The 26336-nt window shown below is 69.6% G+C and carries 29 protein-coding genes and 2 tRNA genes; 24 read left to right on the top strand and 7 right to left on the bottom strand.

The features are described from left to right. The first annotated feature begins 29 nt into the window (after nucleotides 1-29). From Tther_RS02110 to Tther_RS02135, 6 genes are all read left to right on the top strand, one after another. Nucleotides 30-1451 (top strand): cytochrome b, encoded by a 1422-nt coding sequence (locus tag Tther_RS02110; RefSeq protein WP_143900402.1) that lies wholly within the window; start codon nucleotides 30-32, stop codon nucleotides 1449-1451. A 20-nt stretch (nucleotides 1452-1471) separates the two neighbouring features. After that, complete coding sequence (locus tag Tther_RS02115) at nucleotides 1472-2242, top strand: cytochrome c1 (RefSeq protein WP_143900404.1); 771 nt, start codon at nucleotides 1472-1474, stop codon at nucleotides 2240-2242. A 94-nt stretch (nucleotides 2243-2336) separates the two neighbouring features. Continuing rightward, entirely contained in the window at nucleotides 2337-2948 is a 612-nt protein-coding gene (locus tag Tther_RS02120; RefSeq protein WP_143900406.1) for a glutathione S-transferase N-terminal domain-containing protein, read from the top strand. After that, nucleotides 2948-3460 (top strand): ClpXP protease specificity-enhancing factor, encoded by a 513-nt coding sequence (locus Tther_RS02125; protein WP_185974976.1) that lies wholly within the window; start codon nucleotides 2948-2950, stop codon nucleotides 3458-3460. The genes Tther_RS02120 and Tther_RS02125 overlap by 1 nt, the downstream gene beginning before the upstream one ends. Before the next feature lie 99 nt (nucleotides 3461-3559). Then, nucleotides 3560-3635: transfer RNA gene (locus Tther_RS02130), tRNA-Thr, on the top strand. 25 nt (nucleotides 3636-3660) lie between these two features. Continuing rightward, nucleotides 3661-5265 carry a hypothetical protein gene (locus Tther_RS02135; protein WP_143900410.1) on the top strand — a complete coding sequence of 535 codons (1605 nt, stop codon included), beginning with the start codon at nucleotides 3661-3663 and terminating at the stop codon, nucleotides 5263-5265. A 3-nt stretch (nucleotides 5266-5268) separates the two neighbouring features. Here Tther_RS02135 and Tther_RS02140 read toward each other — a convergent pair. The 5 genes from Tther_RS02140 to Tther_RS02160 all read right to left on the bottom strand — a co-directional run bounded on the left by Tther_RS02140 (nucleotide 5269) and on the right by Tther_RS02160 (nucleotide 8960). Next, nucleotides 5269-5361, bottom strand: a tRNA-Ser gene (locus Tther_RS02140). A 50-nt stretch (nucleotides 5362-5411) separates the two neighbouring features. Continuing rightward, on the bottom strand, nucleotides 5412-6704 hold the full coding sequence (locus tag Tther_RS02145; RefSeq protein WP_143900412.1) for a tryptophan--tRNA ligase: 1293 nt from the start codon (nucleotides 6702-6704) through the stop codon (nucleotides 5412-5414). A 54-nt stretch (nucleotides 6705-6758) separates the two neighbouring features. After that, complete coding sequence (locus Tther_RS02150; protein WP_143900414.1) at nucleotides 6759-7427, bottom strand: site-2 protease family protein; 669 nt, start codon at nucleotides 7425-7427, stop codon at nucleotides 6759-6761. 30 nt (nucleotides 7428-7457) lie between these two features. After that, nucleotides 7458-8093, bottom strand: coding sequence for an L-threonylcarbamoyladenylate synthase (locus Tther_RS02155; protein WP_143900416.1), 636 nt, complete (start codon nucleotides 8091-8093; stop codon nucleotides 7458-7460). A 9-nt stretch (nucleotides 8094-8102) separates the two neighbouring features. Further along, nucleotides 8103-8960, bottom strand: coding sequence for a 3',5'-nucleoside bisphosphate phosphatase (locus Tther_RS02160; protein WP_143900419.1), 858 nt, complete (start codon nucleotides 8958-8960; stop codon nucleotides 8103-8105). Nucleotides 8961-8998: 38 nt separating this feature from the next. Here Tther_RS02160 and murJ point away from each other — a divergent pair, with 38 nt between their 5' ends. Both murJ and Tther_RS02170 read left to right on the top strand, forming a co-directional pair. Further along, a complete protein-coding gene (gene murJ / locus Tther_RS02165; RefSeq protein WP_143900421.1) occupies nucleotides 8999-10561 on the top strand; it encodes a murein biosynthesis integral membrane protein MurJ in 1563 nt (520 codons plus the stop codon). A gap of 4 nt (nucleotides 10562-10565) precedes the next feature. After that, on the top strand, nucleotides 10566-11417 hold the full coding sequence (locus Tther_RS02170; protein WP_143900423.1) for a SirB1 family protein: 852 nt from the start codon (nucleotides 10566-10568) through the stop codon (nucleotides 11415-11417). Between the two features lie 54 nt (nucleotides 11418-11471). On the opposite strand, the gene purM is transcribed toward Tther_RS02170, so the two are convergent. Next, the gene (purM, locus tag Tther_RS02175; protein WP_143900425.1) at nucleotides 11472-12503 is read right to left on the bottom strand and encodes a phosphoribosylformylglycinamidine cyclo-ligase; all 1032 of its coding nucleotides are present in this window, start codon (nucleotides 12501-12503) and stop codon (nucleotides 11472-11474) included. Between the two features lie 88 nt (nucleotides 12504-12591). On the opposite strand from purM, the gene Tther_RS02180 reads away from it, so the two are divergent. From Tther_RS02180 to folK, 5 genes are read left to right on the top strand one after another with little or no spacing between them, the layout of a single operon-like run. Further along, the gene (locus tag Tther_RS02180) at nucleotides 12592-13683 is read left to right on the top strand and encodes an AI-2E family transporter (RefSeq protein ID WP_143900427.1); all 1092 of its coding nucleotides are present in this window, start codon (nucleotides 12592-12594) and stop codon (nucleotides 13681-13683) included. A 2-nt stretch (nucleotides 13684-13685) separates the two neighbouring features. After that, nucleotides 13686-14375, top strand: a complete 690-nt coding sequence (hda, locus tag Tther_RS02185) for a DnaA regulatory inactivator Hda (protein ID WP_143900429.1) — start codon at nucleotides 13686-13688, stop codon at nucleotides 14373-14375. A 52-nt stretch (nucleotides 14376-14427) separates the two neighbouring features. Next, nucleotides 14428-15165: an HAD family hydrolase gene (locus Tther_RS02190; protein ID WP_185974977.1), complete on the top strand. Its 738-nt coding sequence runs from the start codon at nucleotides 14428-14430 to the stop codon at nucleotides 15163-15165. Further along, on the top strand, nucleotides 15162-16784 hold the full coding sequence (gene pcnB / locus Tther_RS02195) for a polynucleotide adenylyltransferase PcnB (RefSeq protein WP_143900431.1): 1623 nt from the start codon (nucleotides 15162-15164) through the stop codon (nucleotides 16782-16784). Before Tther_RS02190 ends, pcnB begins: the two co-directional genes overlap by 4 nt. Continuing rightward, nucleotides 16777-17256 (top strand): 2-amino-4-hydroxy-6-hydroxymethyldihydropteridine diphosphokinase, encoded by a 480-nt coding sequence (gene folK / locus Tther_RS02200; protein ID WP_143900433.1) that lies wholly within the window; start codon nucleotides 16777-16779, stop codon nucleotides 17254-17256. Before pcnB ends, folK begins: the two co-directional genes overlap by 8 nt. A 39-nt stretch (nucleotides 17257-17295) precedes the next feature. On the opposite strand, the gene pdxH is transcribed toward folK, so the two are convergent. After that, entirely contained in the window at nucleotides 17296-17928 is a 633-nt protein-coding gene (gene pdxH, locus Tther_RS02205; protein WP_143900435.1) for a pyridoxamine 5'-phosphate oxidase, read from the bottom strand. A gap of 36 nt (nucleotides 17929-17964) precedes the next feature. Here pdxH and Tther_RS02210 point away from each other — a divergent pair, with 36 nt between their 5' ends. The 11 genes from Tther_RS02210 to Tther_RS02260 all read left to right on the top strand — a co-directional run bounded on the left by Tther_RS02210 (nucleotide 17965) and on the right by Tther_RS02260 (nucleotide 26273). Continuing rightward, nucleotides 17965-18597, top strand: coding sequence for a YceD family protein (locus Tther_RS02210; protein WP_185974978.1), 633 nt, complete (start codon nucleotides 17965-17967; stop codon nucleotides 18595-18597). 96 nt (nucleotides 18598-18693) lie between these two features. Beyond that, entirely contained in the window at nucleotides 18694-18876 is a 183-nt protein-coding gene (gene rpmF / locus Tther_RS02215; RefSeq protein ID WP_143900439.1) for a 50S ribosomal protein L32, read from the top strand. A 91-nt stretch (nucleotides 18877-18967) separates the two neighbouring features. Next, complete coding sequence (gene plsX / locus Tther_RS02220; RefSeq protein ID WP_143900441.1) at nucleotides 18968-20032, top strand: phosphate acyltransferase PlsX; 1065 nt, start codon at nucleotides 18968-18970, stop codon at nucleotides 20030-20032. Nucleotides 20033-20076: 44 nt separating this feature from the next. Beyond that, nucleotides 20077-21096, top strand: a complete 1020-nt coding sequence (locus Tther_RS02225) for a beta-ketoacyl-ACP synthase III (protein WP_143900443.1) — start codon at nucleotides 20077-20079, stop codon at nucleotides 21094-21096. An 18-nt stretch (nucleotides 21097-21114) separates the two neighbouring features. After that, a complete protein-coding gene (gene fabD, locus Tther_RS02230) occupies nucleotides 21115-22071 on the top strand; it encodes an ACP S-malonyltransferase (RefSeq protein WP_143900445.1) in 957 nt (318 codons plus the stop codon). A 33-nt stretch (nucleotides 22072-22104) separates the two neighbouring features. Then, nucleotides 22105-22854, top strand: coding sequence for a 3-oxoacyl-ACP reductase FabG (gene fabG, locus Tther_RS02235; RefSeq protein WP_143900447.1), 750 nt, complete (start codon nucleotides 22105-22107; stop codon nucleotides 22852-22854). An 88-nt stretch (nucleotides 22855-22942) separates the two neighbouring features. Then, nucleotides 22943-23182: an acyl carrier protein gene (gene acpP, locus Tther_RS02240; protein ID WP_068606668.1), complete on the top strand. Its 240-nt coding sequence runs from the start codon at nucleotides 22943-22945 to the stop codon at nucleotides 23180-23182. 6 nt (nucleotides 23183-23188) lie between these two features. Then, complete coding sequence (gene fabF, locus Tther_RS02245; protein ID WP_143900449.1) at nucleotides 23189-24433, top strand: beta-ketoacyl-ACP synthase II; 1245 nt, start codon at nucleotides 23189-23191, stop codon at nucleotides 24431-24433. Between the two features lie 4 nt (nucleotides 24434-24437). Further along, a complete protein-coding gene (locus tag Tther_RS02250) occupies nucleotides 24438-24968 on the top strand; it encodes a hypothetical protein (protein ID WP_143900451.1) in 531 nt (176 codons plus the stop codon). Then, nucleotides 24965-25600, top strand: a complete 636-nt coding sequence (gene rpoE / locus Tther_RS02255; RefSeq protein ID WP_143900453.1) for an RNA polymerase sigma factor RpoE — start codon at nucleotides 24965-24967, stop codon at nucleotides 25598-25600. Before Tther_RS02250 ends, rpoE begins: the two co-directional genes overlap by 4 nt. A gap of 37 nt (nucleotides 25601-25637) precedes the next feature. Then, nucleotides 25638-26273 carry an RseA family anti-sigma factor gene (locus Tther_RS02260; protein ID WP_143900455.1) on the top strand — a complete coding sequence of 212 codons (636 nt, stop codon included), beginning with the start codon at nucleotides 25638-25640 and terminating at the stop codon, nucleotides 26271-26273. The last annotated feature ends 63 nt before the right edge of the window (nucleotides 26274-26336 follow it).

Here is a 26336-nt window from a genome sequence, read left to right on the forward strand (position 1 = left end):
GTACCGAATTTACGCACTAGGGAACCACCATGGCCGAATTCAAGGAAGCCCCCCCCAACGCGTCCCGCGGCGAGCAGCTCCTGACCTGGATCGACAACCGCTTTCCGCTGAGCAAGCTCTACAAAGAGCATTTGTCCGAGTACTACGCGCCGAAGAATTTCAACTTCTGGTACTTCTTCGGCTCGCTGGCCCTGCTGGTGCTGGTGATCCAGATCGTCACCGGCATCTTCCTGGTGATGCACTACAAGCCCGACGCGTCGCTCAATACCGCCGGTGTGCCGGTGGCGTTTGCCTCGGTCGAGTACATCATGCGTGACGTGCCGTGGGGCTGGCTGATCCGCTACATGCACTCCACCGGCGCCTCGGCGTTCTTCGTCGTGGTGTACCTGCACATGTACCGCGGCCTGATCTACGGCTCGTACCGCAAACCGCGCGAGCTGGTGTGGATTTTTGGTGTGGCGATCTTCCTGTGTCTGATGGCCGAGGCCTTCATGGGCTACCTGCTGCCCTGGGGCCAGATGTCGTACTGGGGCGCGCAGGTGATCGTCAACCTGTTCTCGGCCATTCCGTTCATTGGCCCGGATCTGGCGATCCTCATCCGCGGGGACTACGTGGTCAGCGACGCGACGCTCAACCGCTTCTTCAGCTTCCACGTGATCGCGGTGCCGCTGGTGCTGCTGGGGCTGGTGGTGGCGCACATCATCGCGCTGCACGAAGTGGGCTCCAACAACCCCGATGGCATCGAGATCAAGGCCACCAAAGACGCCAGCGGCAAGCCGCTCGACGGCATTCCGTTCCACCCCTACTACACCGTGCACGACATTCTGGGCGTGTCGGTGTTCCTGATGGTGTTTTCGGCCATCGTCTTCTTCGCGCCCGAGCTGGGTGGCTACTTCCTCGAATACAACAACTTCATCCCGGCCGACCCGATGGTGACGCCGCCGCACATCGCGCCGGTGTGGTACTTCACGCCGTTTTATTCGATGCTGCGTGCCACCACGACCGAGATGATGTACGTGCTGGTCGCGGTCGTGCTCCTGGGCGCGGTGCTGGCGGCGCTCAAGTCCTCGGGCGGTGCGGTGGCCAAAGCCGGCTGGCTCGTGGGCGCGCTGGTGCTGGCGGCGCTCATGCTCAGCATCGACGCCAAGTTCTGGGGCGTGGTCGTCATGGGCGGCGCCGTGATCATCCTGTTCTTCCTGCCCTGGCTGGACAACAGCCCGGTCAAGTCGATCCGCTACCGTCCGGCCTGGAACAAGTACCTCTACGGTCTGTTCGTGATCAACTTCTTGATCCTGGGTTACCTGGGTGTGCTGCCGCCGTCGCCGGTGGGTGAGCGCGTCTCGCAGGTGGGCACGCTGTTTTACTTCGGCTTCTTCCTGCTGATGCCGTGGTGGAGCCGTCTGGGCGAGTTCAAGCCCGTGCCCGCCCGCGTCAACTTCCAGGCCCACTAAATCTCCAGGAGTCGAATCCCATGAAGCGATGGATTGCCACGGGTCTGGTGGCCCTCGGTGCGATGTTCGGGGCGGTGGGTACGCTGCACGCGGCCGGCACCAGCTTCCCCATGGACAAGGCGCCGCACCTGACCAACGACACGGCGGCGCTGCAAAACGGCGCCAAGATCTTCGTCAACTACTGCCTGAGCTGCCACTCGGCCTCGTTCGTGCGCTACAACCGCCTGACCGAAATCGGTCTGACGGAAAAGCAAATCCGCGAGAACCTGATGTTCACCACCGACAAGGTGGGCAACCAGATGATCGCGGCGATCGACCCCAAGCAGGCCAAGGCGTGGTTTGGCGCCCAGCCGCCGGATCTGTCGCTGGTAGCGCGTTCGCGCGCGGCGCAAATGAGCTACAGCGGCACCGACTACCTCTACACCCTGCTGCGCGGCTACTACCGCGATCCCAACCGGCCCACCGGCTGGAACAACGTTGCCTTCCACAACATCGGCATGCCGCACCCGTTGTGGGAGCTGCAGGGCGAGCGCAAGCCCATCTTTGAAAAAGTCGTCAGCCACGGCCACGAGGCCGAGGTGTTCCGCGGGTGGGAGGTCGTCAAGCCCGGCAAACTCTCCGAGGCCGAATACGACCGCACCGTCGCCGAGCTGGTGGCGTTTTTGGAGTGGATGGGCGAGCCGGCCAAGAACGATCGCATCCGCCTCGGTGTGTGGGTGCTGGTCTTCCTGGGCGTGTTCACCGTGATCGCCTGGCGTCTCAACGCCGCGTACTGGAAAGACGTCAAATAACGTCGGTCTGACCGGTTGAAACCGGTCTGCACAGTGGGTGAGCCAGCCAGCCGGCGGCCATCCACTGTTTTGCTTTGTCGAGGAGCGAAATGCCATGATGGTTTTGTACTCGGGCACCACCTGTCCGTATTCGCACCGCTGCCGCTTCGTGTTGTTCGAAAAGGGCATGGACTTCGAGATCCGCGATGTCGATCTCTACAACAAGCCCGAAGACATCGCGGTCATGAACCCCTATGGGCAAGTGCCGATCCTGGTCGAGCGCGACCTGATCCTGTACGAGTCCAACATCATCAACGAATACATCGACGAGCGCTTTCCGCACCCGCAGCTCATGCCGGGCGATCCGGTGGACCGCGCGCGCGTGCGGCTGTTTCTGCTCAATTTCGAGAAGGAGCTCTTTGCCCACGTCTCGGTGTTGGAGCAGCGCACCCCGAAGCCGACCGACAAGCAGATCGAAAAGGCCAAGGCGCACATCCGCGATCGGCTCACGCAGCTCGCGCCCGTGTTCCTGAAGAACAAATACATGCTGGGCGAAAACTTTTCGATGCTGGACGTGGCGATTGCCCCGCTGCTGTGGCGCCTGGACCACTACGGCATCGAGCTCAACAAGAACGCCGCGCCGTTGCTGAAGTATGCCGAGCGCATCTTTTCGCGCCCGGCGTTCATCGAGGCGCTGACCCCGTCGGAAAAGGTCATGCGCAAGTGATGGACGCCGATTTGCCTTCGACGCGGCCCTATCTGGTGCGCGCGCTGCACGAGTGGTGCACCGACAACGGCCTGACACCCTATGTGGTGGTCGCGGTCGATGAGCGCGTGCAGGTGCCGCGCGAGTATGTGCGCGATGGCCAGATCGTGCTCAACATCAGCTTCGATGCCACCAGCGGGCTGCGCCTGGGCAACGATGTGATTGCCTTCAAGGCACGCTTTGGCGGCGTGCCGCGCGAGGTGGTGATTCCGGTGGAACACGTGATCGCCATTTACGCGCGGGAAAACGGCCAGGGCATGGCCTTTCCGGCCCCCGAACCGGCCAGCGGCCCCGCCGAGCCCGCGGGGGGCCCGCCGCGCTTTCAGGTCGTGGCGGCCGAGGGCGATGGCGCCACGCCGAAGGTCCCGACCGCACCCGCCCCCGCGCCAGACGGTGGTGCGCCTGCGGACGAAGGCGGCCACGATCGGCCGCCCCCGGGGGGCAAGCGTCCGGCGCTGACGCGGGTCAAGTGACGCGCTCGGGCTACAATCACCGCATTGCGGGGCGGTCTCGTGTGGACCGCGCCGCAGCGTGTGACGCCATAGCGTGCGTCGCACCCTAATGCGCATCGCGCCGCTTTAGCTCAGTTGGTAGAGCACCCGCCTTGTAAGCGGTAGGTCGTCTGTTCGAGTCAGACAAGCGGCACCACCCACCGTCTTCGCTGCACCGCCCCATGTTCGGCTCATCCAGGCCCCTGGCTGCGGCCACGGCTGCGCCCGAACCGCGGGTGTGGTGGCTGCTGTGGGGCGTGGTCCTGGCCGTGGCGGTGTGGGGCCGGCAATTGCTGCCCATCGACGAGACGCGCTACGCCGCCGTCGCCTGGGAGATGTGGCGCGATCAGCACTGGCTCTATCCCACGCTCGACGGCGGTTTTTATGCGCAAAAGCCGCCCCTGCTGTTTTGGTTGACGCTGGCCGTCTGGGCCGTCGTCGGGGTGGCCGATTGGGTGCCGCGTGCCATCGTCGCGATCATGGGGCTGGCGACGATCGCCGCCAGCGCCCGGCTGGCGCAGCGCCTGTGGCCGCACACGCCTGCCGTGGCGCGCTGGGTGCCGGCCACGTTTGGGCTGGTGCTGATCTGGTTGCTGTTTGCACCGGCGTGGTACTTCGACATCCCCAACGCGCTGTGGTGTGTGGTGGGTGTGCATGGGCTGTTGGACCTTGCGGCGCGGCGCTGGGGGCGTGGGGCGGCGCTGCTCGCCCTGGCCTTCGTGGCCGGTGTCTTCACCAAAGGCCCGATGGTGCTGCTCACCGTAGGGGCGGCGGCGGTGTGGGCGCCGCTGTGGGGGCCGCGCTGGGTGGGCTGGCAGCAGCCGCCGCTGTGGAAGGCCGCTGTGGTGGTGGCGCTGACGGCGGTGCTCGGCCTGGCGGTCTATGCCGGTTGGCTGGCATGGGCCAGCGCGCACGCGGGCGAGGCGGTGTGGCGCGCGGTGCTCGGGGCGCAGGCTGTCGATCGGCTCTCCGACGACGCCGATCACGCGTCGCCCTTTTGGTGGTACGCGCCCCAGCTGCTGTGGATGCTGTGGCCGGCCTGGGCGGTGGCGCTGGCCCTGCTGCGCCGCCGTGGGTCGGTGCAGGGGGATGCCGGCACGGGGCTGGTGTGGGGCACGTTTGCGCTGCTGTTGCTCGTGTTGTCGCTGGCGGCCGGCAAGCGCGGCCACTACCTGATGGGCTGGGTTCCCCTGGGGGCCGTCTGGTTGGCGGCGCGCCTGGCGACGGCGGACCTGCGCGTCGCCCCCGCGTGGGGGTGGCGCGTGCTGGCGGCGCTGCCAGCCCTCGTGGTGGGGGCGGCGCTGGCGGTGTGGGTGGGACGCCCGCAGGTGGTGCAGGCCTATCCCTGGGCGGGCCCGGCGCTGCAAGCGGTGGGGGCGGCGTTGGTGGTGTGGGCGTTGGTCATGGCGTGGCCGGCGCGCGATGCCGCACGCTGGGTGCAGCGCCTTGCCGCGGGGGGTATCGGCCTGGTGCTGTTGCACGTCGCGGTTGCGCATGCCATGGGGCCGTCGTTTCAGCTGCGCGCGCTTGCCGAACAGGTTGGCGAGGCCATGCGCGCCGGGCACCCGGTGGCCTGGACCGACGGGCGCTTTCATGGGGTGCTGAGCTTCTACGGGCGCCTGCCGCGTACGCCCGAGCTGCTGGCGCCGGAGCAGGCCGCGCAGTGGCTGGCGCGTCACCCCGATGGCTGGGTGCTGGTGCGCAGCAAACCCGCGCCCGATGAGCGCCCCCCCCACTGCGTGCCGTACCGCTCGGGCTGGTTGTGCATCGTGCGAGCGGGCACGTAAGGGTGGCGGAGAGAGAGGGATTCGAACCCTCGATACGGGGAAGACCCGTATACCGGATTTCGAGTCCGGCGCATTCGACCACTCTGCCATCTCTCCGCGGTCGACAAGCCTGCCATTGTAGCAGGCTTGCGCGTGGTCGCCGGCGCTCACGCCTCGCGCAAGGTGGCCAGCGCAGCCTCGATCTGCTCGGGCGTGGCCTGCGCTTGCAGCAGCGGATGCAAGTCGGCGCAGGCGGCCCAGCCTTCGGCCTTGAGGCGTGCCACCGCCTGGCCGGCGGCCTTGGGCGCATCGAACCCGCGGCTTTGCAGCAGCACATGGCCCTTGGCGTCGGTGAGCTTGAAGTAAAAACGCCCGTCGCTTTCGCGGTATTGCTTCAAGAGCGGCGGCGCCGTCCGCTCGGCAGCGGGGGCGGGCTGCGCACTGGCGGCCAGGTCGTCCAGCGGGCGCAAACCCACCGCATGGCGCAAGCGCGCGGTCAACGGTGTGGCCACCGCACGCGCCTTGGCCGCGCCCGCACGCAAAATCGCCTCCACACGCTCGGGCGCGGCCATGAGCGCGTCGTAGGTGGCGCGCATGGGGGCGATTTCGCGGTCGATGCGCTCGAACAGCCGTTGCTTGGCGTCGCTCCAGGCAATGCCGGCGGCAAAGTCGCGTGCCAGCTCGGCGCTTTCCTGCGGCGTGGCAAACGCCTGGTAGAGCTGAAACACCGCGCTGCCCTCGGTATCTTTGGGCTCGCCAGGTGCCTTGGCGTCGGTGACGATGCCCATGATCAGGCGGCGTAGCTGCTCGCGCGGTGCAAAGAGCGGGATGACGTTGTCGTAGCTCTTGCTCATCTTGCGCCCGTCGAGCCCCGGCAGCGTGGCCACCTGTTCGTCGATGACCGCCTCGGGCAGGGTGAAGTGCTCGCCGTAGCGGTGGTTGAAGCTGCTGGCCAGGTCGCGTGCCATCTCGACGTGCTGGATCTGGTCGCGCCCGACGGGCACGCGGTGGGCGTTGAACATCAGGATGTCGGCCGCCATGAGCACCGGGTACATGAACAGGCCCATGGTGACGCCGTCGTCGGCGTCACGCCCCTCGGCGGTGTTTTTGTCCACAGCGGCCTTGTAGGCGTGGGCGCGGTTGAGCAGCCCTTTGCCGCACACGCAGGCCAGCAGCCAGGTCAGCTCGGGGATTTCCGGGATGTCGGACTGGCGATAGAACGTGACGCGATCGGGGTCGAGCCCGCAGGCGATCCAGGTGGCGGCGATTTCCAGCGTCGAGCGCTGCACGCGCGCCGGATCGTGGGTGGAGATGAGCGCGTGGTAGTCGGCCAAAAACAAAAAACTGTCGATGCCCGGCTCGCGGCTGGCGCGCACCGTGGGGCGAATGGCGCCGACGTAATTGCCCAGGTGCGGGGTGCCGGAAGGTTTGATGCCGGTGAGGACGCGAACGGTGCTCATGGATGCGGACGATGCAACGGGGTGGGGCGGCGTGGCCAGCGGGCGGTGTGGCGCTCAAAACAGCAACCAGCGCAGCGGCGCGAGCAGCCATTCGATGACCTGGGCGGTCAGCTGCATCAGCGGCCGCAGCCACAGGGTGCTGACCACACCGGTGATGACCAGCGCCATGACGATGAAAAAGCCATAGGGCTCGACGCGCGACAGCGCCAGCGCCTGGCGCATCGGCAACAGCCCGACGAGGATGCGGCCGCCATCCAGCGGCGGCAGCGGAAACAGGTTGAAGGCGAACATCACGATGTTGACCAACACGCCGGCGCGCGCCATGCCGTTGAAAAACGGCTCTTGCACGCCGGCGGCCACCAGCGCATACCCGAGGGCTGCCCAGGCGATGGCTTGGGCCAGATTGGCCGCGGGGCCGGCCAGCGCCACCCACACCATGTCGCGCTTGGGGTGGCGCAGCCGCCCGAAGTTGACCGGCACCGGCTTGGCGTAGCCGAACAGAAACGCCCCCGCCGTGGCAAAGTACAGCAGCAGCGGCATGGCGATGGTGCCGATGGGGTCGATGTGCGCCAGTGGGTTGAGGGTGATGCGGCCCAAGCGATCGGCGGTCGGGTCGCCGCAATGGCGCGCCGCGTAGCCGTGCGCGGCTTCGTGCACGGTGATGGCGAACAGCACCGGCAGCGCGTACACCGCCACGGTCTGGATGATGTGGGCCAAGTCCATAGCGCCGATTGTCGCAGGTGGCGCGACGGCTCACAGGCCCAGTGCGGCCAGCGCTCCGCGTCCTTCGCGCAGCACCAGCGGCTCCTCGCCGCGCCCCATGGGCGTCAAATCGACCACGGTGGTCGGCGCCATGGGGCAGGCACCGGCGTCGATGACCACCGCCACGGCGTGCTCCAGCCGTTCGCGGATGGTGTGCGCATCGTTGAGCGGTGCGTCGTCGCCGGGCAGGATCAGCGTGGTGCCCAAAAGCGGTGCGCCGTGCGCTTCGATCAGCGCCAGCAACGCCCGGTGCTGCGGCACCCGCAGCCCGATGGTTTTGCGCGACGGATGGCTGACGCGGCGGGGGACCTCTTTGCTGGCTTCGAGGATGAAGGTGTAAGGGCCGGGCGTGGCGGCCTTGAGCAGCCGGTATTGACGGTTGTCCACGCGGGCGTAATTGGCCAGCTCCGACAGGTCGCGGCACAGCAGCGTCAGGTGGTGGCGCTCGTCCACGCCGCGGATGCGCCGCAGCCGCTCCACCGCGGCCTTGTCGTCCAGATGGCAGACCAACGCATAGCTGGAGTCGGTGGGCACCGCCAGCACCGCACCACCCTGCAGCGCTTGCACAGCCTGGCGCAGCAGGCGCGGCTGCGGGTTGTCGGGGTGGACCTCGAACAGTTGGGCCATGGGCTGGCGTCAGTGGACGATGCGATCGGCCAGCAATTCCCACACCGGCGTCAAGCGTCCTTCCAGGTAGGGCAGACCGCCCAGGTCGCAGTGCGACTCGTCGGGACTGTGAAAATCACTGCCGCGCGAGGCGGCCAGGCCGAACTCCAGCGCCAGGTCGGCGTAGCGCGCGGCTTCGGCGCTGCTGTGGCTGCCCGTGACCACTTCGACGGCTTGTCCGCCGTGGGCTTTGAATTCGGCAAACAGGGCGTACTCCTGCGTCGGGTTGGGGTGGGCGTAGCGGGCCGGATGGGCGATGACGGCCACACCACCGGCGTCGCGGATCCAGCGCACCGCGTCGCCCAGGGCCGCCCAGCGGTGTTCCACGTAGCCGGGCTTGCCGTCGGTCAGAAAGCGCCGAAACACCTCGTGGGTGTCGTGGCAGACGCCGGCTTCGACCAGGTAGCGCGCAAAATGCGTGCGCGAGATCAGTTCCGGGTTGCCAACGTACTTGAGCGCGCCCTCGAAGGCACCGCGGATGCCGACGGCCGCAAGCTGATCGGCCATCTCGCGCGCGCGCCGCTCGCGCCCGCCACGGGTGTGCGCCAGCCCGGCCACCAGCTGGGGATCGTCCGGGTCCACGCCCAGGCCGACGATGTGCACGGTCAGGCCGGCGAAGGTGACCGAGATCTCCACCCCGCTCAGGTAGGGCAGGCCAAGCGCGCGTGCCGCCGCGGCCGCCCGGTGCTGGCCGCCGACTTCGTCGTGGTCGGTCAGCGCCCACAACTCCACGCCGTTGGCTTTGGCGCGCGCAGCGAGCGCCTCGGGTTCGAGTGTGCCGTCCGAGACGGTGGAGTGGCAGTGCAGGTCGGCGTTGAGGATGGTCATGACCGGGCCATTGTAGGCGCGCCGCTACACTGGCGCCGATGTCGCTGTTCAAATCCGCATCCCTGGTGTCGTTGTGGACGTTGGCCTCGCGCGTCACCGGCCTGGCGCGCGAGCTGCTCATCGCGTCCACCTTTGGCGCCAGCGCCTTGACCGACGCGTTCAACGTCGCCTTTCGCATCCCCAATTTGCTGCGCCGGTTGTTTGCCGAAGGCGCGTTTTCGCAAGCGTTCGTGCCGGTGCTGGCGGCCACGCGCGAGCGCGAGGGGGAGGCTGCCACGCGCGAGCTGATCGACCGCGTGGCCAGCGTGCTGCTGGCGGCGCTGCTGTTGACCTGTGCGCTGGGGGTGCTGGGGGCGCCGCTGCTGGTGTGGGCGATGGCGGCGGGGCTGCGCCAAAGCCCGCACAGCTTCGAGGTGGCGGTGGTGTTGACGCGCTGGATGTTCCCCTACATCGGCTTTATGTCGCTGGTGGCGCTGAGTGCGGGCATTCTCAACACCTGGCGGCGCTATGCGGTGCCCGCGGTCACGCCGGTGCTGCTCAACGTGGCGATGATCGGGGCCGCCTGGTGGGGCGCGCCAGCCTTGGCGCGCTGGGGGCTGGAGCCCATTTACGCCTTGGCGGGTGGCGTCATGCTGGGCGGGGCCTTGCAGTTGGCCGTGCAGGTGCCGGCGTTGGTGCGCCTGGGGCTGTGGCCGCGCGTGCGCCTGGGCCCGCGTGCCTTGCGTGCTGGCTGGCAGCATCCGGGCACGCGGCGCATCCTGACGCTGATGGCCCCGGCGTTGCTGGGTGTGGGGGTGGCGCAGATTTCGCTGCTCATCAACACCCAGATCGCCTCGCACCTGACGCCGGGCAGCGTGTCGTGGCTGACCTACGCGGATCGGCTGATGGAATTTCCGACCGCGTTGCTCGGGGTGGCGTTGGGGGTGGTGCTGTTGCCGCAGCTGTCGGCGGCGCAGGCGGCGGGGGACGCGGCGCGTTACAGCGAGCTGCTCGATTGGGGCTTGCGCTGGGTGGTGCTGCTGGCCGTGCCCTGTGCGGTGGGCCTGTTGGTGCTAGCGCAGCCCCTGGTGGCGGTGCTCTACCACTATGGCGCCTTCAGCGCGGCGGACGTGCGCCAGACGGCGCTGGCGCTGATGGGCTACGGTGTGGGGCTGCTGGGGTTGATCGCGATCAAGGTGCTGGCGCCCGGGTTTTACGCGCGGCAGGACATCCGCACCCCGGTGCGCATTGCGGTGGCGGTGCTGCTGTTTACGCAGGCCATGAATGCGGTGTTGGTGCCCCACCTGGCGCATGCCGGGCTGGCGCTGGCCATTGGTCTGGGGGCGCTGCTCAATGCCGGGTGGCTGCTGGGGGGGCTGCTGCGCCGCCGCGCGTATGTGCCGCGGCCGGGCTGGGGGCGCTATGGCGTGCAGGTGCTCTCGGCCGCGGTGGCGCTGGCCGTGTACCTGTTGTGGTTGTCCCAGGTGTATGACTGGACGCATGCGGGCGCGCGCTTGACGCGCATCGGGGTGCTGCTGGCCGGGTTGGCCGGGGCGGCTGGGGTGTATTTTGGGGTGTTGGCGCTGGCGGGTTTGCCGTTGCGCCAGTTTGTGCGAAAGTAGGCGCATGAACTGGGCCGCAGGGGCGCCGTCGTCGCTCGACTACTTTGCTGCGCTGGTGGCGCAGGATGAAGGGTTTCCGCTGCTGGAGGCCACCGCCGCCGTTGCGCTCGACGAATACCCCGATTTGGACCTGCAGGCCGTGCTCGACGGGGTGGACCGTTTGCTGGAGCGGCTGCGCCGGCGCCTGCCCGCGGACGCTGGCCACCTGCACCGCCTGCGCATGCTCAACCAGTTCTTTTTTCACGATCTGGGGTTTGCCGGCAACGTCAACGATTACTACGACCCCGAAAACAGCTACCTGCACACCGTGCTGCGCACGCGCCGGGGCATCCCGATCAGCCTGGCCGTGATCTGGTTGGAGCTGGCGCAGGGGATACGCCTGCGCGCGGCGGGCATCAATTTTCCCGGCCACTTTTTGGTCAAGGTCCAGCTGCCGCAAGGGCAGGTGGTGATCGATCCGATGACGGGGCAGTCGCTCAGCCACGAGGACCTGGCCGAGCGGCTGGAGCCCTACAAGCGCCGCCACGGGCTGGTGGGCGATTTCGATGTGCCCGTCGGCCTGTACCTGCAAGCGGCCGCGCCCCGCGACATCCTGGCGCGGGTGTTGCGCAACCTCAAGGAAATCCACCGCACCCAGGAGGACTGGGCGCGCATGATCGCGGTGCTCGACCGCCTGATCGTGCTGCTGCCCGACGCCTGGACCGAGGTGCGCGACCGCGGCTTGGCTTGGGCCGAGTTGGGTCAGCCCGCCCGCGCGCTGCCCGACCTGGACGCTTACCTGGCCCACGCCGAGGACCCGCTGGACGCGCAGGCCATTGCCGAGCGGGTGCGGGAACTGCGGCGCAACGCCGGCTGAGCGCGCCCCGACGCGCCCGGGTGCCGCCGCGGTGGGTGTGCCGTGGCCGGCCGCTCAGGCCACCACGACCGGCGCAGCGTCGCCGCGCGGCGCGATGGTGCCGATGGTGTAGACCGTCTCGCCCTGCGCGCGCAGCGTGGCCGCGGTGGCGTCGGCGTGTGGCGGCGCGACCACCACGACCATGCCGATGCCGTTGTTGAAGGTGCGGTTCATCTCGTGGTCGTCGACGCCGGCGGTGCGCTGCAGCCACGCAAACAGCTCGCTTTGCGGCCAGCTGCCCTTGACCAGGTGCGCCGCCAGCCCGTCGGGCAGGACGCGCGGGATGTTTTCCAGCAGGCCGCCACCGGTGATGTGCGCCAGCGCCTTGATCGGGTGCTGTTGCAGCGCGGCCAGCACCGGCTTGACGTACAAGCGCGTCGGCGCCATCACGGCCTCGCGAAACGGCCGCCCGTCCAACGACGACGGCAGGTTGGCGCCGGCGCGCTCGATGCACTTGCGCACCAGGCTAAAGCCGTTGGAGTGCACGCCATTGGAGGCCAGGCCCAGCACCACGTCGCCGGGCTGGACATCGGCGCCGGTGAGGATGCGCGACTTTTCCACCACGCCGACGCAAAAGCCCGCCAGGTCGTATTCGCCCGGGGGGTACATGCCGGGCATTTCGGCCGTTTCGCCGCCGATGAGCGCGCAGCCGGATTCCTCGCAGCCTCGGGCGATGCCGGCCACCACGCGCGCGGCGGTGTCCACCTCCAGCTTGCCGCAGGCAAAGTAGTCCAAAAAGAACAGCGGCTCGGCCCCTTGCACCAGCACGTCGTTGACGCTCATGGCCACGAGGTCGATGCCCACGCCGTCGTGCATGTCCCACTCGAACGCGAGCTTGAGCTTGGTGCCCACGCCGTCGGTGCCGCTGACGAGCACCGGCTCGCGGTAGCGCCGCGGCACCTCGAACAGCGCGCCAAAGCCGCCGATGCCGGCCAGCACGCCCTCGCGCAACGTGCGCTTGGCCAGCGGCTTGATGCGCTCGACGAGCGCATCCCCGGCGTCGATGTCCACGCCGGCGTCCTTGTAGGAAAGAGGGGTCGTATTCATGGGGTCGGTAAAATTCCCACGATTGTACGGGTGGCCCGGTCCCGCCGGGTCGGGCGGGCGCCGCCTGTGCTGCCGCGATCGCTTTTTCATGTTGCTCACCGATACCCAACGACAGGCCCTGCTGTGGCTGGCCGTGGCCGCGGCTGCGTGGTGGGGCGTGTCGTTGCTCGCCCCGGTGTTGCTGCCTTTCGTGCTGGCGGCGGTGATGGCCTACGCCCTGCGGCCCGTGGTCGATGCGCTGGCGCGGCGCCGCGTGCCACGCTGGCTCGGGGCGGGCGTGGCGATCGCGCTGTTGATGCTGTTGCTGTTGGCGGTGGTGCTCATCATCGTGCCGGTGGTGACCCAGCAGTGGCCGCTGCTGCGCGAGCAGATTCCGCCGCTGCTGGAGCGGCTCAACGCCGCGCTGGTGCCGCTGGCGCAGCGGCACGGGTTGGACATCGCCATCGACGTCGAGGGCGTGCGGGCGCTGTTGCGCCGCCTCATCAGCGGGCACGAGGGGCAGTTGCTCGACCAGGTGCTGGCGTCGCTGCGCATCGGCGGCAGCGCGTTGCTGGCGGTGCTGGGCAACCTGGTGCTGATGCCGGTGGTGGCGTATTACCTGCTGCTCGATTGGTCGGCGGTGGTGGCGCGCGTGTTGGCGCTGGTGCCACCGCGCTGGCGGCTCGCCGTGGACGGGCTGGCCGCCGAGGTGGACGCGGTGCTGGGGCAGTATTTGCGCGGGCAGCTGCTGGTGATGGGGGCGCTGGCGGTGTTCTACACCGCAGGGCTGGCGTTGGTCGGGCTCAAGCTGGCGCTGCCGATCGGGGTCTTCACCGGGCTGGCAGTGTTTGTGCCGTATCTGGGCTTTGGTTTGGGGCTGGTGCTGGCGCTGTTGGCGGCGGTGCTGCAGTTTCAGAGCCTCACCGGCGTGCTGCTGGTCGGGGCGGTGTACGCGGCGGGACAGGTGATCGAGAGCTTCTTTCTCACCCCGCGGCTGGTGGGCGAGCGCATCGGCTTGCACCCCATCGCGGTCATCTTTGCGTTGATGGCGTTTGGCCACTTGTTCGGCTTTGTGGGGGTTTTGATCGCGCTGCCGGCGTCGGCCGTGCTGCTGGTGGCCGTGCGGCGGCTGCAAGCCCTCTACGTCAGCAGCCCCTGGTACCGGCTGCGCGAGGCGGCGCCACCGCGCGGGGAGGATTGAGCGTGGAGCAGCTCGTGCTCGACCTGGGGTTGGCGCCGGTGCCGACGCTGGCCAACTTCGTGCCCGACGGCAACGAGGCGGCGTGGACGCATCTGCGGCTGTGGTTGCAGGGCCAGCCGCGCGCGCCGCTGCCCATCTACCTGTGGGGGCCGGCCGGCAGCGGCAAAACCCACCTGCTGCGCGCCATCGCGCAGGCGTTGGCGGCGCGTGGTGAATCCGTCGGCTGGCTCGATGCCGCCACCGCGCACCCGGGCCCGTTTGACGACGACTGGTCGGTGGTGTTGCTCGATGATGTGCAGCGCTACACCCCCGAGCAGCAGGCGGTGGCCTTCAACTGGTTCGTCAACGCCCAGTCGCCGGCCGTGGGGGCGCAGCGCGCCGTGCTCGCCGCGGGCGATCGGCCGCCGGCCGACCTGGCCTTGCGCGACGATTTGCGCAGCCGCCTGGGGTGGGGACATGTGTTCCAGCTGCATCCGCTCGACGAGCCGGCGCGGCGTGCCGTCCTGCGCCGCGCGGCCGATGCGCGCGGCGTGGCGCTGTCGGACGAGGTGATGGATTTCATGCTCAACCGCTTTGCGCGCGATTTGTCCAGCCTGATGGCGCTGCTCGACCGCCTCGACGGCTACGCCTTGCGCACCCAGCGCGCCATCACCGTCCCGTTGGTGCGCGCGATGTTGGCCGATGGGGCGTAAGCGCCAGCCCACCCGTCGCGGCCGCTGACCCCCTGAACCGGATCCCAAGACCATGCCCCTTGCCGACCCAAGCCCATCGACACCCCCCACGGCCCCGGCGGCCGAGGGCGCGCGCGTGCCGGTGGCGTTGTTCGACCTCGACCACACGCTGCTGCCGCTCGATTCGGACTACGCGTGGGGCGTGTTCACCACCCGCATCGGTTGGACCGACCCGGTGGCCTTTGCGCGCCGCAACGACGCGTTTTTTGCCGACTACCAAGCGGGCCGGCTGGACGTGCACGCGTACGTGCGCTTTGCCACCGAAGCGGTGCGCGTGCGCGGCCCGCAGGCCGCGGCGCAGGCGCACGCGCGCTTCATGGCCGACGTGATCGAGCCGGCGATCCGGCCGGCGGCGCGGGCGCTGGTGGCGGCGCACCGCGCGCGCGGTGATCGGGTGGCCATCGTCACCGCCACCAACGAATTCGTCACCCGCCCCATCGCCCAGGCGTTGGGGGTGGAGGCGCTGATCGCGGTGGAACTGGAGCGCGGGCCGGATGGCTGGATCACCGGGGCGATCCGCGGCGTGCCCTCGTTTCGCGAGGGCAAGGTCACGCGCGTGGGCGACTGGCTGGCGGCCCAAGGTCTGGACTGGGACCGCGCGCACGTGACGTTTTATTCCGACTCCCTCAACGACTTGCCGCTGCTCGAGCGCGCCGACGTGCCGGTGGCCACCAACCCCGGCGATGGCTTGCGGCAACTGGCGCGCCAGCGCGGCTGGCGTATCCTCGACCTGTTCGAGCCCGAGACATGATCAAAACCCTGATCGACAAACTGCTGGACAAGACGGTGCGCCCCACGCTGCGCCGCTCGCGTTTTGGCAAGCGCGAGGACGTGCCGGTGTCCGTGCACGGCATCGACCCCTCGTTGGTGGATGGCCGCGCGCTGGACGTGGTGCACACGCTCAAGCGTGCCGGCTACGAGGCCTACATCGTTGGCGGCGCCGTGCGCGATTTGCTGCTGGGGTTGCGGCCCAAGGATTTCGACGTCGCCACCAACGCCACGCCGGAGCAGGTCAAGGCGCTGTTTCGGCGCGCGTTCATCATCGGGCGGCGCTTTCGCATCGTGCACGTGGTGTTTGGCCGTGGCCGCGAGCACGAGGTGATCGAGGTCTCGACCTTTCGCGCCTACCTCGACCCCGCTGCGGCCGAGCCGGTGGTGGGTGACGAGCGCTCCAAGCGCGCGCTGGCCGGCGTGTCGCTGGCGGTGGACGCCAGCGGGCGCGTGCTGCGCGACAACGTCTGGGGGCCGATCGAGCAGGATGCGGCGCGGCGCGACTTCACCATCAACGCGATGTACTACGACCCGGAGAGCGAAACCGTGGTCGATTTCCACCAGGGCATTCGCGATGCGCGCAAACGCGTGCTGCGCATGATCGGGGACCCGCCGACGCGCTTTCGCGAGGACCCGGTGCGCATCATCCGCGCGGTGCGTTTTGCGGCCAAGCTCAGCGCCCTGGGCTTCAAGCTCGACGACAAAACGCGCGCGCCCATGGCGGCGCACCTGCCGTTGCTGGCCGACGTGCCGCCCAGCCGCCTGTTCGACGAGATGCTCAAGCTGCTGCAAACCGGGCACGCCATCGCCAGCATCGAGGCGCTGCGCGCCAACGGCTTGGCGCGCGGTATTTACCCGCTGCTGGACGTGGTGGTGGAGCGCGGCGACGAGCCGTTCGTGCGTGCGGCGCTGCAGGACACCGACCGCCGCGTGGCCGAAGGCAAGCCGGTGGCGCCGAGCTTTTTGCTCGCCTGTGTGCTGTGGCAGGACGTGCGCCAGGCGTGGCAGCGCCGCGTGGCCGAGGGCGTGCCGACCTTCCCGGCGTTGGCCGAGGCGGTGGACGAGGTGTTTGAGGCGCGCATCGGCGACGTGTCCGGCCGTGGCAAGCTCGGCGCCGACATGCGCGAGATCTGGATGATGCAGCCGCACTTTGACAAGCGCAGCGGCCAAAGCCCCTTCACGTTGGTGGAGCAACCGCGTTTTCGCGCCGGGTTTGACTTTTTGCGCCTGCGCGCGCAGGTGGGCGAGGTGGAGGAGGAGTTGGCCCACTGGTGGGAGACCTTCAGCCTGGCCGGCGAGGCGGTGCGGCGCGACATGGTCGAAGCCGTGCGCCTGGAGCAGCAGCGCGCCAAGAGCGCGGCCAAACCGGCGCGCAGCCGCCGTCGGCGGGCGGACGGCGCAGCGGCGGGCGCCGACGAGGGCGCCGCCACCCCGGCGCCCGGGGAGGCCGCGCTGGCGGACACACCGGCGCCAGGCGAAGCCGAACCCGTGGCGGCCCCGCGCAAACGCCGGCGCCGCCGTCGCAAGCCGGGCGTGGCGGGTGGGGGTGGTGGTGATGGCGGGGCGGTCCCTGGCGACGACCGCGCGCCCGATGCGTGATCCCGTCACGGCCTACATCGGCATCGGGGCCAACCTGGGCGACGCCCCTGCGCAGGTGCGCGCGGCGCTGCAGTGGCTGGACGCATTGCCGCAGACGCGTTGCATCGCCGCCTCGGGCTTGTGGCGCACCGCCCCCGTGGATGCCGCCGGGCCCGACTATTGCAACGCCGTGGCGGCGCTGTCCACGCGGCTGAGCGCCCCGGCGTTGCTGCAGGCGCTGCAGGGGCTGGAGGCGCGCGCCGGGCGCGAGCGCCCCTACCGCAACGCGCCGCGCACGCTGGACCTGGACCTGCTGCTCTATGGCGGCGCGCGCATTGCCTCGCCGCAGCTGACCGTGCCCCACCCGCGCATGTGGCAACGCGCCTTCGTGCTGGTGCCGTTGGCGCAAATCGCGCCGCAGTGCGTGCCCGAAGGTGCGCTGCAGGCACTGGCCGATCAGGCCATCGAACCGTGGCCGCTGTCCCGCGCTTGAGCGTGCGTGACCGCGGGACGGCAGGACGGGCGGCGCCGTTCAGGGCGCCAGCCGCTCGCGCACCCACCGGCCGCCGTCGAGGCGGTAGCGCAGCCGGTCGTGCAGCCGGCTTTTGCGGCCCTGCCAAAACTCCCAGGCATCGGGCTTGAGGCGAAAGCCGCCCCAGTGGGAGGGGCGCGGCGGGTTCATCAAAAACTGCGCGGCGTATTTGGCGGCGTTGGCCACCAGCACGGCCCGGCTGTCGATCACCTGGCTTTGCGGGCTGGCCCAGGCGCCAATGCGGTGGTCCAGCGGGCGGCTGGCGAAATAGGCGTCGCTTTCCTCGGGGCTGACGCGCTCGACCACGCCCTCGATGCGCACCACGCGTTCGAGTTCGACCCAGTGGAACTGCAGCGCGGCATAGGGGTTGCCGGCCAGCTCACGGCCCTTGCGGCTGTCGTAATTGGTGTACCAGACGATGCCGCGTTCATCGTAGCCTTTGATCAGCACCACCCGGGTGCTGGGGCGCAGGTCGCTGCCCACGGTGGCCAGCGTCATGGCGTTGGGCTCGGGCAGCTCGGCGCGGATGGCCTCGTGCAGCCACTGGTCGAACTGGCGCAGGGGGTCGGCGTGCGAGGCTTCCTCGCTGAGTTCGGCCTTTTCGTAGCTCTTGCGCAGGTCGGCGATCTTCATGCCCCGCAGTATGGCATGTGGGTGGATAATTCCGCCATGACCAAGCCCCATGCCGATGCTGCCGGCCGTCACGACTGGATCGATGTCGAGGCCTTGGCGCGCCGCGCCGAGCCGCTGGCCGGTGCCTTTGCCCTGCACCGTCTGTCACGGGTGGTTGCGGGGGTACCGGATTTGCCCGGGGCCGCCGATGTGCAGTGGCAGGTGCAGGCCGAATGGCGCGAGCCCCCGCCCGCGGTGGCGGCTGCGGTGCGTGCCCTGGCCGGCGGGCAGCGCGCCACGGTGCCGCGCCAGCTCTGGCTGCGGTTGGGGGTGCAGGGGGCGGTGCCGCTGGTGTGCCAGCGCTGTCTGGAGCCGTTTTGGCAGCCGCTGACGGTGGACCGCTGGTTTCGCTTCGTCGCGGACGAGGCCACGGCGCTGGCCGAGGACGACGGCTGTGAAGAGGACCTGCTGGTGCTCGAGGGACCCCGCTACCCGCTGCGCGAGCTGGTCGAAGACGAGCTGTTGCTGGCCATGCCGCTGGTGCCGATGCACGCGGTGTGCCCGCATCCCATCCCGTTGGCGGCCGGGGACCGCCTGGGAGCCGCTGCCGAGGTGGCGCCGCAGCAGGCGCCACGGGAGCATCCGTTTGCGGCCCTGGCCGCGCTCAAGCCCAAGACGCAGCGACCGTGAAGGCGTGCTCGGCCAGGCGTTGCCCGGGGCTGGGCGCGCCCGGTATAATGCAGGGTTTTTCTGGTTTCGTTTACCCAACGTTTTCGGGAGCCGATCATGGCCGTTCAGCAGAACAAGAAGTCGCCGTCCAAGCGCGGCATGCACCGCTCGCACAATGCGTTGTCGGTGCCGGGCATTGCCGTTGAGCCCACGACGGGCGAGACGCATCTGCGCCACCACATCAGCCCCAACGGTTTTTACCGCGGTCGCCAAGTCCTCAAGGGCAAGAACGAGGCGTGATGCCGCGGCGGGCGCGGGCGGCTTGGCGCCGTCTGGCAGACCCCATGGCACCTGGGCGCACGCAAGCGCATAGCGTCCCGATCACGCGGCCGTGATCCGAGTCGCCGTCGATTGCATGGGGGGGGACCACGGCCCCTCCGTCACCCTGCCGGCGTGTGCCGCCTTTTTGGCGGCGCACCCGCAGGCGCATCTGCTGCTGGTGGGGCGTGCGCAAGCGCTGGCGTCGCTGCCGGCAGGGATCGACGCGCGCCGTTGCACCATCGTGCCGGCGGCCGAGGTGGTCGAGATGGACGACCCGGTCGAGGTGGCGCTGCGCCGTAAAAAGGACTCGTCCATGCGCGTGGCGATCGCGCAGGTCAAGGACGGGGCGGCGGACGTGGCAGTCTCGGCCGGCAACACCGGCGCGTTGATGGCGATCGCCCGCTACGTGCTCAAAACCCTGGACGGCATCGACCGCCCGGCCATCGCCACCCAGTTGCCCAATGCCACGGGCGGGGCCACCACCGTGCTCGATTTGGGGGCCAATGTCGATTGCACCGCCGAACACTTGCTGCAGTTTGCCGTCATGGGCTCAGCCCTGGTGGCTGCGGGCGGGCGCGAAAACCCCACCGTGGGGCTGCTCAACATTGGCGAAGAGGTCATCAAGGGCAACGACGTCATCAAGCAAGCCGGCCAGCTGTTGCGCTCCGCGGCGCAGCGCGGCGACCTGAATTTCCACGGCAACGTCGAAGGCAACGACATCTTCAAGGGCACCACCGACATCGTGGTGTGCGACGGCTTCGTCGGCAATGTCGCGCTCAAGGCCAGCGAAGGGTTGGCCAGCATGATCGGCACCTTTTTGCGCGAGGAGTTTGCCCGCGGGCCGCTGTCGCGCCTGGCGGCGCTGCTGGCCTGGCCGGTGCTGATGCGCTTCAAGCGCCGCGTCGACCACCGCCGCTACAACGGGGCGGCGCTGCTGGGCCTGCGCGGCCTGGTCTTCAAGAGCCACGGCTCGGCCGATGCCTTTGCGTTCGAGCAGGCGCTGCGGCGCGCGTATGATGCGGCCGAGGCCCGGTTGCTCGAGCGCGTGCAGCGCCGCATCGCGCGGGCCGCGCCGTTGATGGGCCCACCCGGGGATGCCACCGCATCGTCTGCCGGCCCATCCGTTTCCACCTGAGCCCAGGCGAGGCGCTGCGCCCGCTGTCGAGAGTTTGACCGTCGATGAGTTTGTACGCCCGCATCACCGGCACGGGCAGCCACCTGCCCCCGAAGCGCCTGACCAACCACGACATGGTGTCGCTGCTCGCCGCGCGCGGGCTCGAGACCAGCGACGACTGGATCGTCGAGCGCACGGGCATCCGGGCGCGCCACTTTGCCGCCGATGGGGTGATGGCCAGCGATCTGGCCCTGCAGGCCAGCCTGCAGGCCCTGCAGGCGGCCGGGCGCCAGGCGCACGAGGTGGACCTGATCGTCGTGGCCACGTCCACGCCCGACATGGTGTTTCCCTCCACCGCCACCATCTTGCAGCGCAAGCTGCACGAGGCCGCGCAGGCCCAGGGCGGCCAGGGGCCGATCGGCGCCGCCGCCTTTGACGTGCAGGCGGTGTGCACCGGCTTCATCTATGCGTTGACGTTGGCCGATGCGCTGCTGCGCACCGGCAGCGCCCGCTGTGCCCTGGTGGTGGGGGCGGAGGTGTTTTCGCGCATCCTCAATTTCGACGACCGCACCACCTGCGTGCTGTTTGGCGACGGCGCCGGTGCCGTGGTGCTGGAGGCCACCGAGCACGACGGCAGCGGCGCAGGTGTGCTGGCCACGGACATGCACGCCGACGGGCGGCACACCGGCATCCTGTGCGTGCCCGGCACCGTGGCGGGCGGCCAGGTGCTGGGCGACCCGTTGCTGCGCATGGACGGGCAGGCGGTGTTCAAGCTCGCCGTCGGGGTGCTGGAAGAAACCGCCCGCACCACGCTGGCCAAGGCCGGCAAGACCGAAGCCGACATCGATTGGCTGATTCCGCACCAGGCCAATATCCGCATCATGCAAAGCACGGCACGCAAGCTCAAGCTGCCCATGGCGCGTGTGGTGGTGACCGTGGACCAGCACGGCAACACCTCGGCGGCGTCGATCCCGCTGGCGCTGGACCACGCGGTGCGCGCGGGGCAGATTCGTCCTGGCCAGCTTTTGCTGCTGGAGGGGGTGGGCGGCGGCTTTACCTGGGGATCGGCCCTGGTGCGCTATTGAGCAGAGCAGGAGGCATCCGTGACCGCATTCGCATTCGTTTTTCCGGGGCAGGGCTCGCAGTCCGTGGGCATGCTCGACGCCTGGGGGGATCACCCCGTGGTGCGCGCCACGCTGCAGGAGGCGTCGGACGCGCTGGGCGAGGACATTGGCCGCCTGATCCACGAGGGGCCCAAAGAAGCGTTGGCCTTGACCACCAACACCCAGCCGGTGATGCTGGTGGCCGGGGTGGCGGCATGGCGCGTGTGGCAGGCCGAGGGCGGCGCCGACCCGATCGCGGTGGCCGGGCATTCGCTGGGGGAGTACACGGCGCTGGTGGCGGCCGGCGCCCTGACGCTGGCCGAGGCCGCGCCGCTGGTGCGTTTTCGGGCCCAGGCCATGCAGCAGGCCGTGCCGGTGGGCGCGGGGGCGATGGCGGCCATCCTGGGGTTGGACGCCGACGCCGTGCGCGCGGGCTGTGCCGAGGCCCAGGCCCAATTCGCCGCGGACAGCGGCGAGGTGGTGGAGGCGGTCAACTTCAACGACCCCGCGCAGACCGTGATCGCCGGCTCCAAGGCGGCGGTGGACAAGGCGTGCGAGGTGCTCAAGGCGCGTGGCGCCAAGCGCGCCTTGCCGTTGCCAGTGTCGGCGCCGTTTCACTCCAGCCTGATGCGCCCCGCGGCCGAGGCCTTGCGCGCGCGGCTGGCAACGGTGGCGTTGCGCGCGCCGCGCATCCCCGTGGTCAACAACATCGACGTGGCGGTCGAGACCGATCCCGCGCGCATCCGCGACGCTTTGGTGCGGCAGGCGGCCGGCCCGGTGCGCTGGGTGGAGTGCGTGCACGCCCTGCGCGCGCGCGGCGCGCAGGCCATCGTCGAATGCGGCCCGGGCAAGGTGCTGCTGGGCCTGACCAAGCGCATCGCGCCTGAGCTCACCGCCGCGGCGCTCTACGATCCGGCCACGCTGGCCGAGGTGCGCGCGCTGGTGGCCGGTGGCTGACGCTGCCACAATCCGTTTGCAGGAGGGAGATCCATGTCGGAAACCATCATCGCCGGGCAGGTGGCACTGGTCACCGGGGCATCGCGCGGCATTGGCGCCGCCATCGCGCGCGAGTTGGCCGCCCGCGGCGTGCGCGTCACCGGCACCGCCACCAGCGACGAAGGTGCGCAGCGCATCACCCAGGCGCTGGCAGGCTTCGAGGGCTGCCGTGGGGTGCGGCTGGACGTCAACGATGCGCCCGCGGCCGAGGCGCTGATCGAGGCTCTGGTCAAGGAGCAAGGGGCGCTGCACATCCTGGTCAACAACGCGGGCATCACGCGCGACATGCTGGCCATGCGCCTCAAGGACGAGGATTGGGACGCCGTGCTCGACACCAACCTCAAGGCGGTGTTTCGGCTCTGCCGCGCCGCCATCCGCCCGATGATGAAGCAGCGCTACGGCCGCATCGTCAACATCACCAGCGTCGTGGGCGCCGCGGGCAACCCGGGGCAGGCCAACTACGCCGCGGCCAAGGCCGGCGTGGCGGGCATGACGCGCGCCCTGGCGCGCGAGCTGGGCAGCCGGCGCATCACGGTCAACTGCGTGGCGCCCGGCTTCATCGAAACCGACATGACCGCCAGCTTGCCGCCCGAGCAGCAGCAGGCGCTGCTGGCGCAAATTCCGCTGGGACACCTGGGCAAGCCGGCCGATGTGGCGCATGCCGTGGCCTTTTTGGCCAGCCCGCAGGCGGGCTACATCACCGGGCAGGAGCTGCACGTCAACGGCGGCATGTTCATGGCCTGACACCGGCCAGGCGGGCGCGGGTGGCGCGGCATGCGGCCCACCCCGCTACAATGCCGGGGCTTTTTCCAACCACCCGATGAGGGAATCCATGAGCGACATCGAAGCACGCGTCAAGAAGATCATCGCCGAGCAGCTCGGCGTGGAGGAGAGCCAGGTCACCCCCGAGAAGGCGTTCGTCGCCGATCTGGGCGCCGACTCCCTCGACACCGTGGAGCTGGTGATGGCCCTCGAAGACGAATTCGGCATCGAGATCCCGGACGAAGATGCCGAGAAGATCACCACCGTGCAGCAGGCGATCGACTACGCCAAAGCGCACCAGAAGGCCTGATCCCCGATGAGCCGCCGCCGTGTCGTCGTGACCGGCCTGGGCTGCGTCAGTCCCGTGGGCAACACGGTGGAGGCGGCTTGGGCCAACCTGCTCGCCGGCCGCTCGGGCATCGAGCGCATCACCAAATTCGATGCCAGCGCCTTCGCTTGCCAAATCGCCGGTGAGGTCAAGGATTTTGACCTCGAGTCCTACCTCCCGCCCAAAGAGGCGCGGACGATGGACACCTTCATCCACTACGGCATCGCCGCTGCGGCGCAGGCCGTGGCCGACGCCGGGCTGCCGGTGGGCGAGGCGCTGTCCGAAGAGGACGCCTGCCGCATCGGCTGCGTGATCGGCTCGGGCATCGGCGGGCTGCCTCTCATCGAAACCACCCACACCGAGCTCACCCAGCGCGGTCCGCGCCGCATTTCGCCGTTTTTCGTGCCGGCCTCGATCATCAACATGGTGGCGGGGCACGTCTCGATGCGCTACGGCTTCAAAGGCCCCAACCTGGCGGTCGTGACGGCCTGCACCACGGGCCTGCACTGCATCGGCGAGGGTGCGCGCCTGATCGAGTACGGTGACGCGGATGTGGTGATCGCCGGCGGCACCGAATCGACGGTGTCGCCGCTGGGCATCGGCGGCTTTGCTGCGATGCGGGCCTTGTCCACGCGCAACGACGATCCGCACGGCGCCTCGCGGCCTTTCGACAAAGGGCGCGACGGCTTCGTGCTCGGTGAGGGCGCGGGCGTGCTGGTGCTCGAAGAATACGAGCGCGCCAAGGCGCGCGGCGCGCGCATCTACGCCGAGGTGGCGGGCTACGGCATGAGCGCCGACGCTGGCCACATGACGGCGCCCAACATGGACGGCCCGCGCCGCGCCATGCTCAACGCGCTGCGCAACGCCGGGCTCAACCCGGACCAGGTGGACTACCTCAACGCGCACGGCACGTCCACGCCGCTGGGCGATGTCAACGAGACCAACGCCATCAAGGCCGCCTTGGGCGACCACGCGCGCCGCATCGTGGTCAGCTCCACCAAGTCCATGACCGGCCACCTGCTGGGTGGCGCGGGGGGGCTGGAGAGCGTCTTCACCGTGCTGGCGGTCTACCACCAGCAAATCCCGCCGACCATCAACCTGGTCGAGCCGGACCCCGAGTGCGATCTGGACTATTGCGCCAACACGGCGCGCGATGCCCGCATCACGGTGGCGCTGAAGAACAACTTCGGGTTTGGTGGCACCAACGGCACCCTGGTTTTCAAGCGCGTCTGAGTCCGTGCTGGGCACGGGGCTGGCCGGTGTGGGCTACCCTGCGGGTGCCAGCCGCCTCGACGCCGTGGTCAGCGCCACCCTGGCGATGGCGGGTGTGGCCGTCCTCGCCGCCTGGGCGTGGTGGCGGCCGGACCTGCCGGGCGCCTGGTGGGTGGCGCTTGCCGGCTGGGCCCTGTTGGGCGTGTGGACGGCGTGGACGGCGCGGCGCACCCTGCGCGGCACGCTGGTCTGGGCGCCCGCCGCGCCGCCCGGTGGGGATGGCGCCGGTGGCGCCCGTGCTGGCGCTTGGCGCTGGTGCAGCGCGGCGCGGCCCCAAGGTGTGGTGTTGCCCGCGGTCCGGGTCGTGCTCGACATGGGTCGTGCGCTGCTGCTGCACGCCGTGACCCCCGATGGGCTGGCCCTGTGGCTGTGGTGCCAGCAGGGCGCGGCGGGTACCCAACCGGCGCAGTGGCTGGCCCTGCGGCGGGCGTTGGCGGCGCGCGCCGACGCCCGTGGCCGATCGGGTATATTCGGGCGCCCTGTGCCACCGCCATGATGGATCCGCCCCGCCGCACTCCCGACGCCGACGCCGCGCTCGTGCAGCGCGCGCAGGCCGGCGACCAGCGGGCGTTCGAGCTGCTGGTGATCAAATACCAGCGGCGCGTCGAGCGGTTGATCGCCCGCTTGGTGCGCGACGCCGACCTCGTGCCCGATCTGGCGCAGGAGACCTTCATCCGCGCGTACCGCGCGCTCGGTCAGTACCGCGGTGACGCCCAGTTCTACACCTGGCTGTACCGCATCGCCGTCAACACCGCCAAAAAAGCGCTGCAGAGCCTCAAGCGCGACCCGCTCGTGCCCATGAGCGCGTTGCAAAACGGTGACGATGGCGAAGAAACTTCCGCGCTCGAGCAGGAACTAAACGCGCAAGTGGCCGATACGGAAACCCCGGAAGCGGTGCTGGCGAGCAAGGAAATCGCCCAGGCGGTGCAGGCGGCGGTGGAAGCGCTGCCGCCCGAGCTGGCCCAAGCGATCACGCTGCGCGAAATCGATGGCTTGAGCTATGACGAAATCGCGCAAGCGCTTGGCTGTCCCATCGGGACGGTGCGCTCGCGCATCTTCCGGGCGCGCGAAGCGATTTCCGCGCGCATCAAGCCGATGCTGGAGCGGCAGTCCGGCAAGCGGTGGTGATGCGTCCCGTACGGGTGACCAGATTGGATGTCCGACCATGAAACCTGCAGTCCCCTCGAACGATACGTCCGCCGCCGAGCTTGCGCGGCGGGAATGGCTGTCGGCCCTGTTCGACGGCGAGTGCGGGCCGTCGCAGGTCGGCGCGGCGCTCGACGGGGCCGAGGCCGAGCGGGCGACGTGGGACGCCTACCGGTGCATCGGCGAGGCGCTGCGCGCGCGCGCGGCCAGTGCCGACGGGGCGGCTGACCCGGCGTTCGTGCGCGCCGTGATGGCGCGCGTGGCGCAGGAGCCGGTGCCGGCGCGCAGCCCGGACGCGCCCGTGGTGCCGGCTCAGCGGCCGGTTGCCGCCAACGACGCCGTTTTTCGCTGGAAGATGGTGGCGGGCGTGGCGGCGTTGGCGGCCGTCGTGGCGGTCGCCTGGCAGGTGGGCGCGGTGCCGGGGACGGCCGAGACGGCCCCGGTCATGGTGCAGGGGCCAGCGGTACCGGTCGCGACCACCCCGATCGTGACCGTCGGCCAGCCCGGTGTGGTCACGCCGGCGGCCGCGGTGGTGGCGCGCGATCCGCAGCTCGAGGAGTTGATGGCCGCCCATCGCCAGTGGGGCGCCGCATCGGCGCTGCAAACCAGCGCGGGCTTTTTGCGGGCGGCCAGTTATGACGTGCCGGCGCGCTGAGCAGAGGTGAGCCGGTCGATGGTCACGTCACAGACACGCCGAACCCACTGGGGCCGGCGCTGG

The sequence above is a fragment of the Tepidimonas thermarum genome (genome assembly GCF_007556705.1).
GTDB lineage: Bacteria > Pseudomonadota > Gammaproteobacteria > Burkholderiales > Burkholderiaceae_C > Tepidimonas > Tepidimonas thermarum.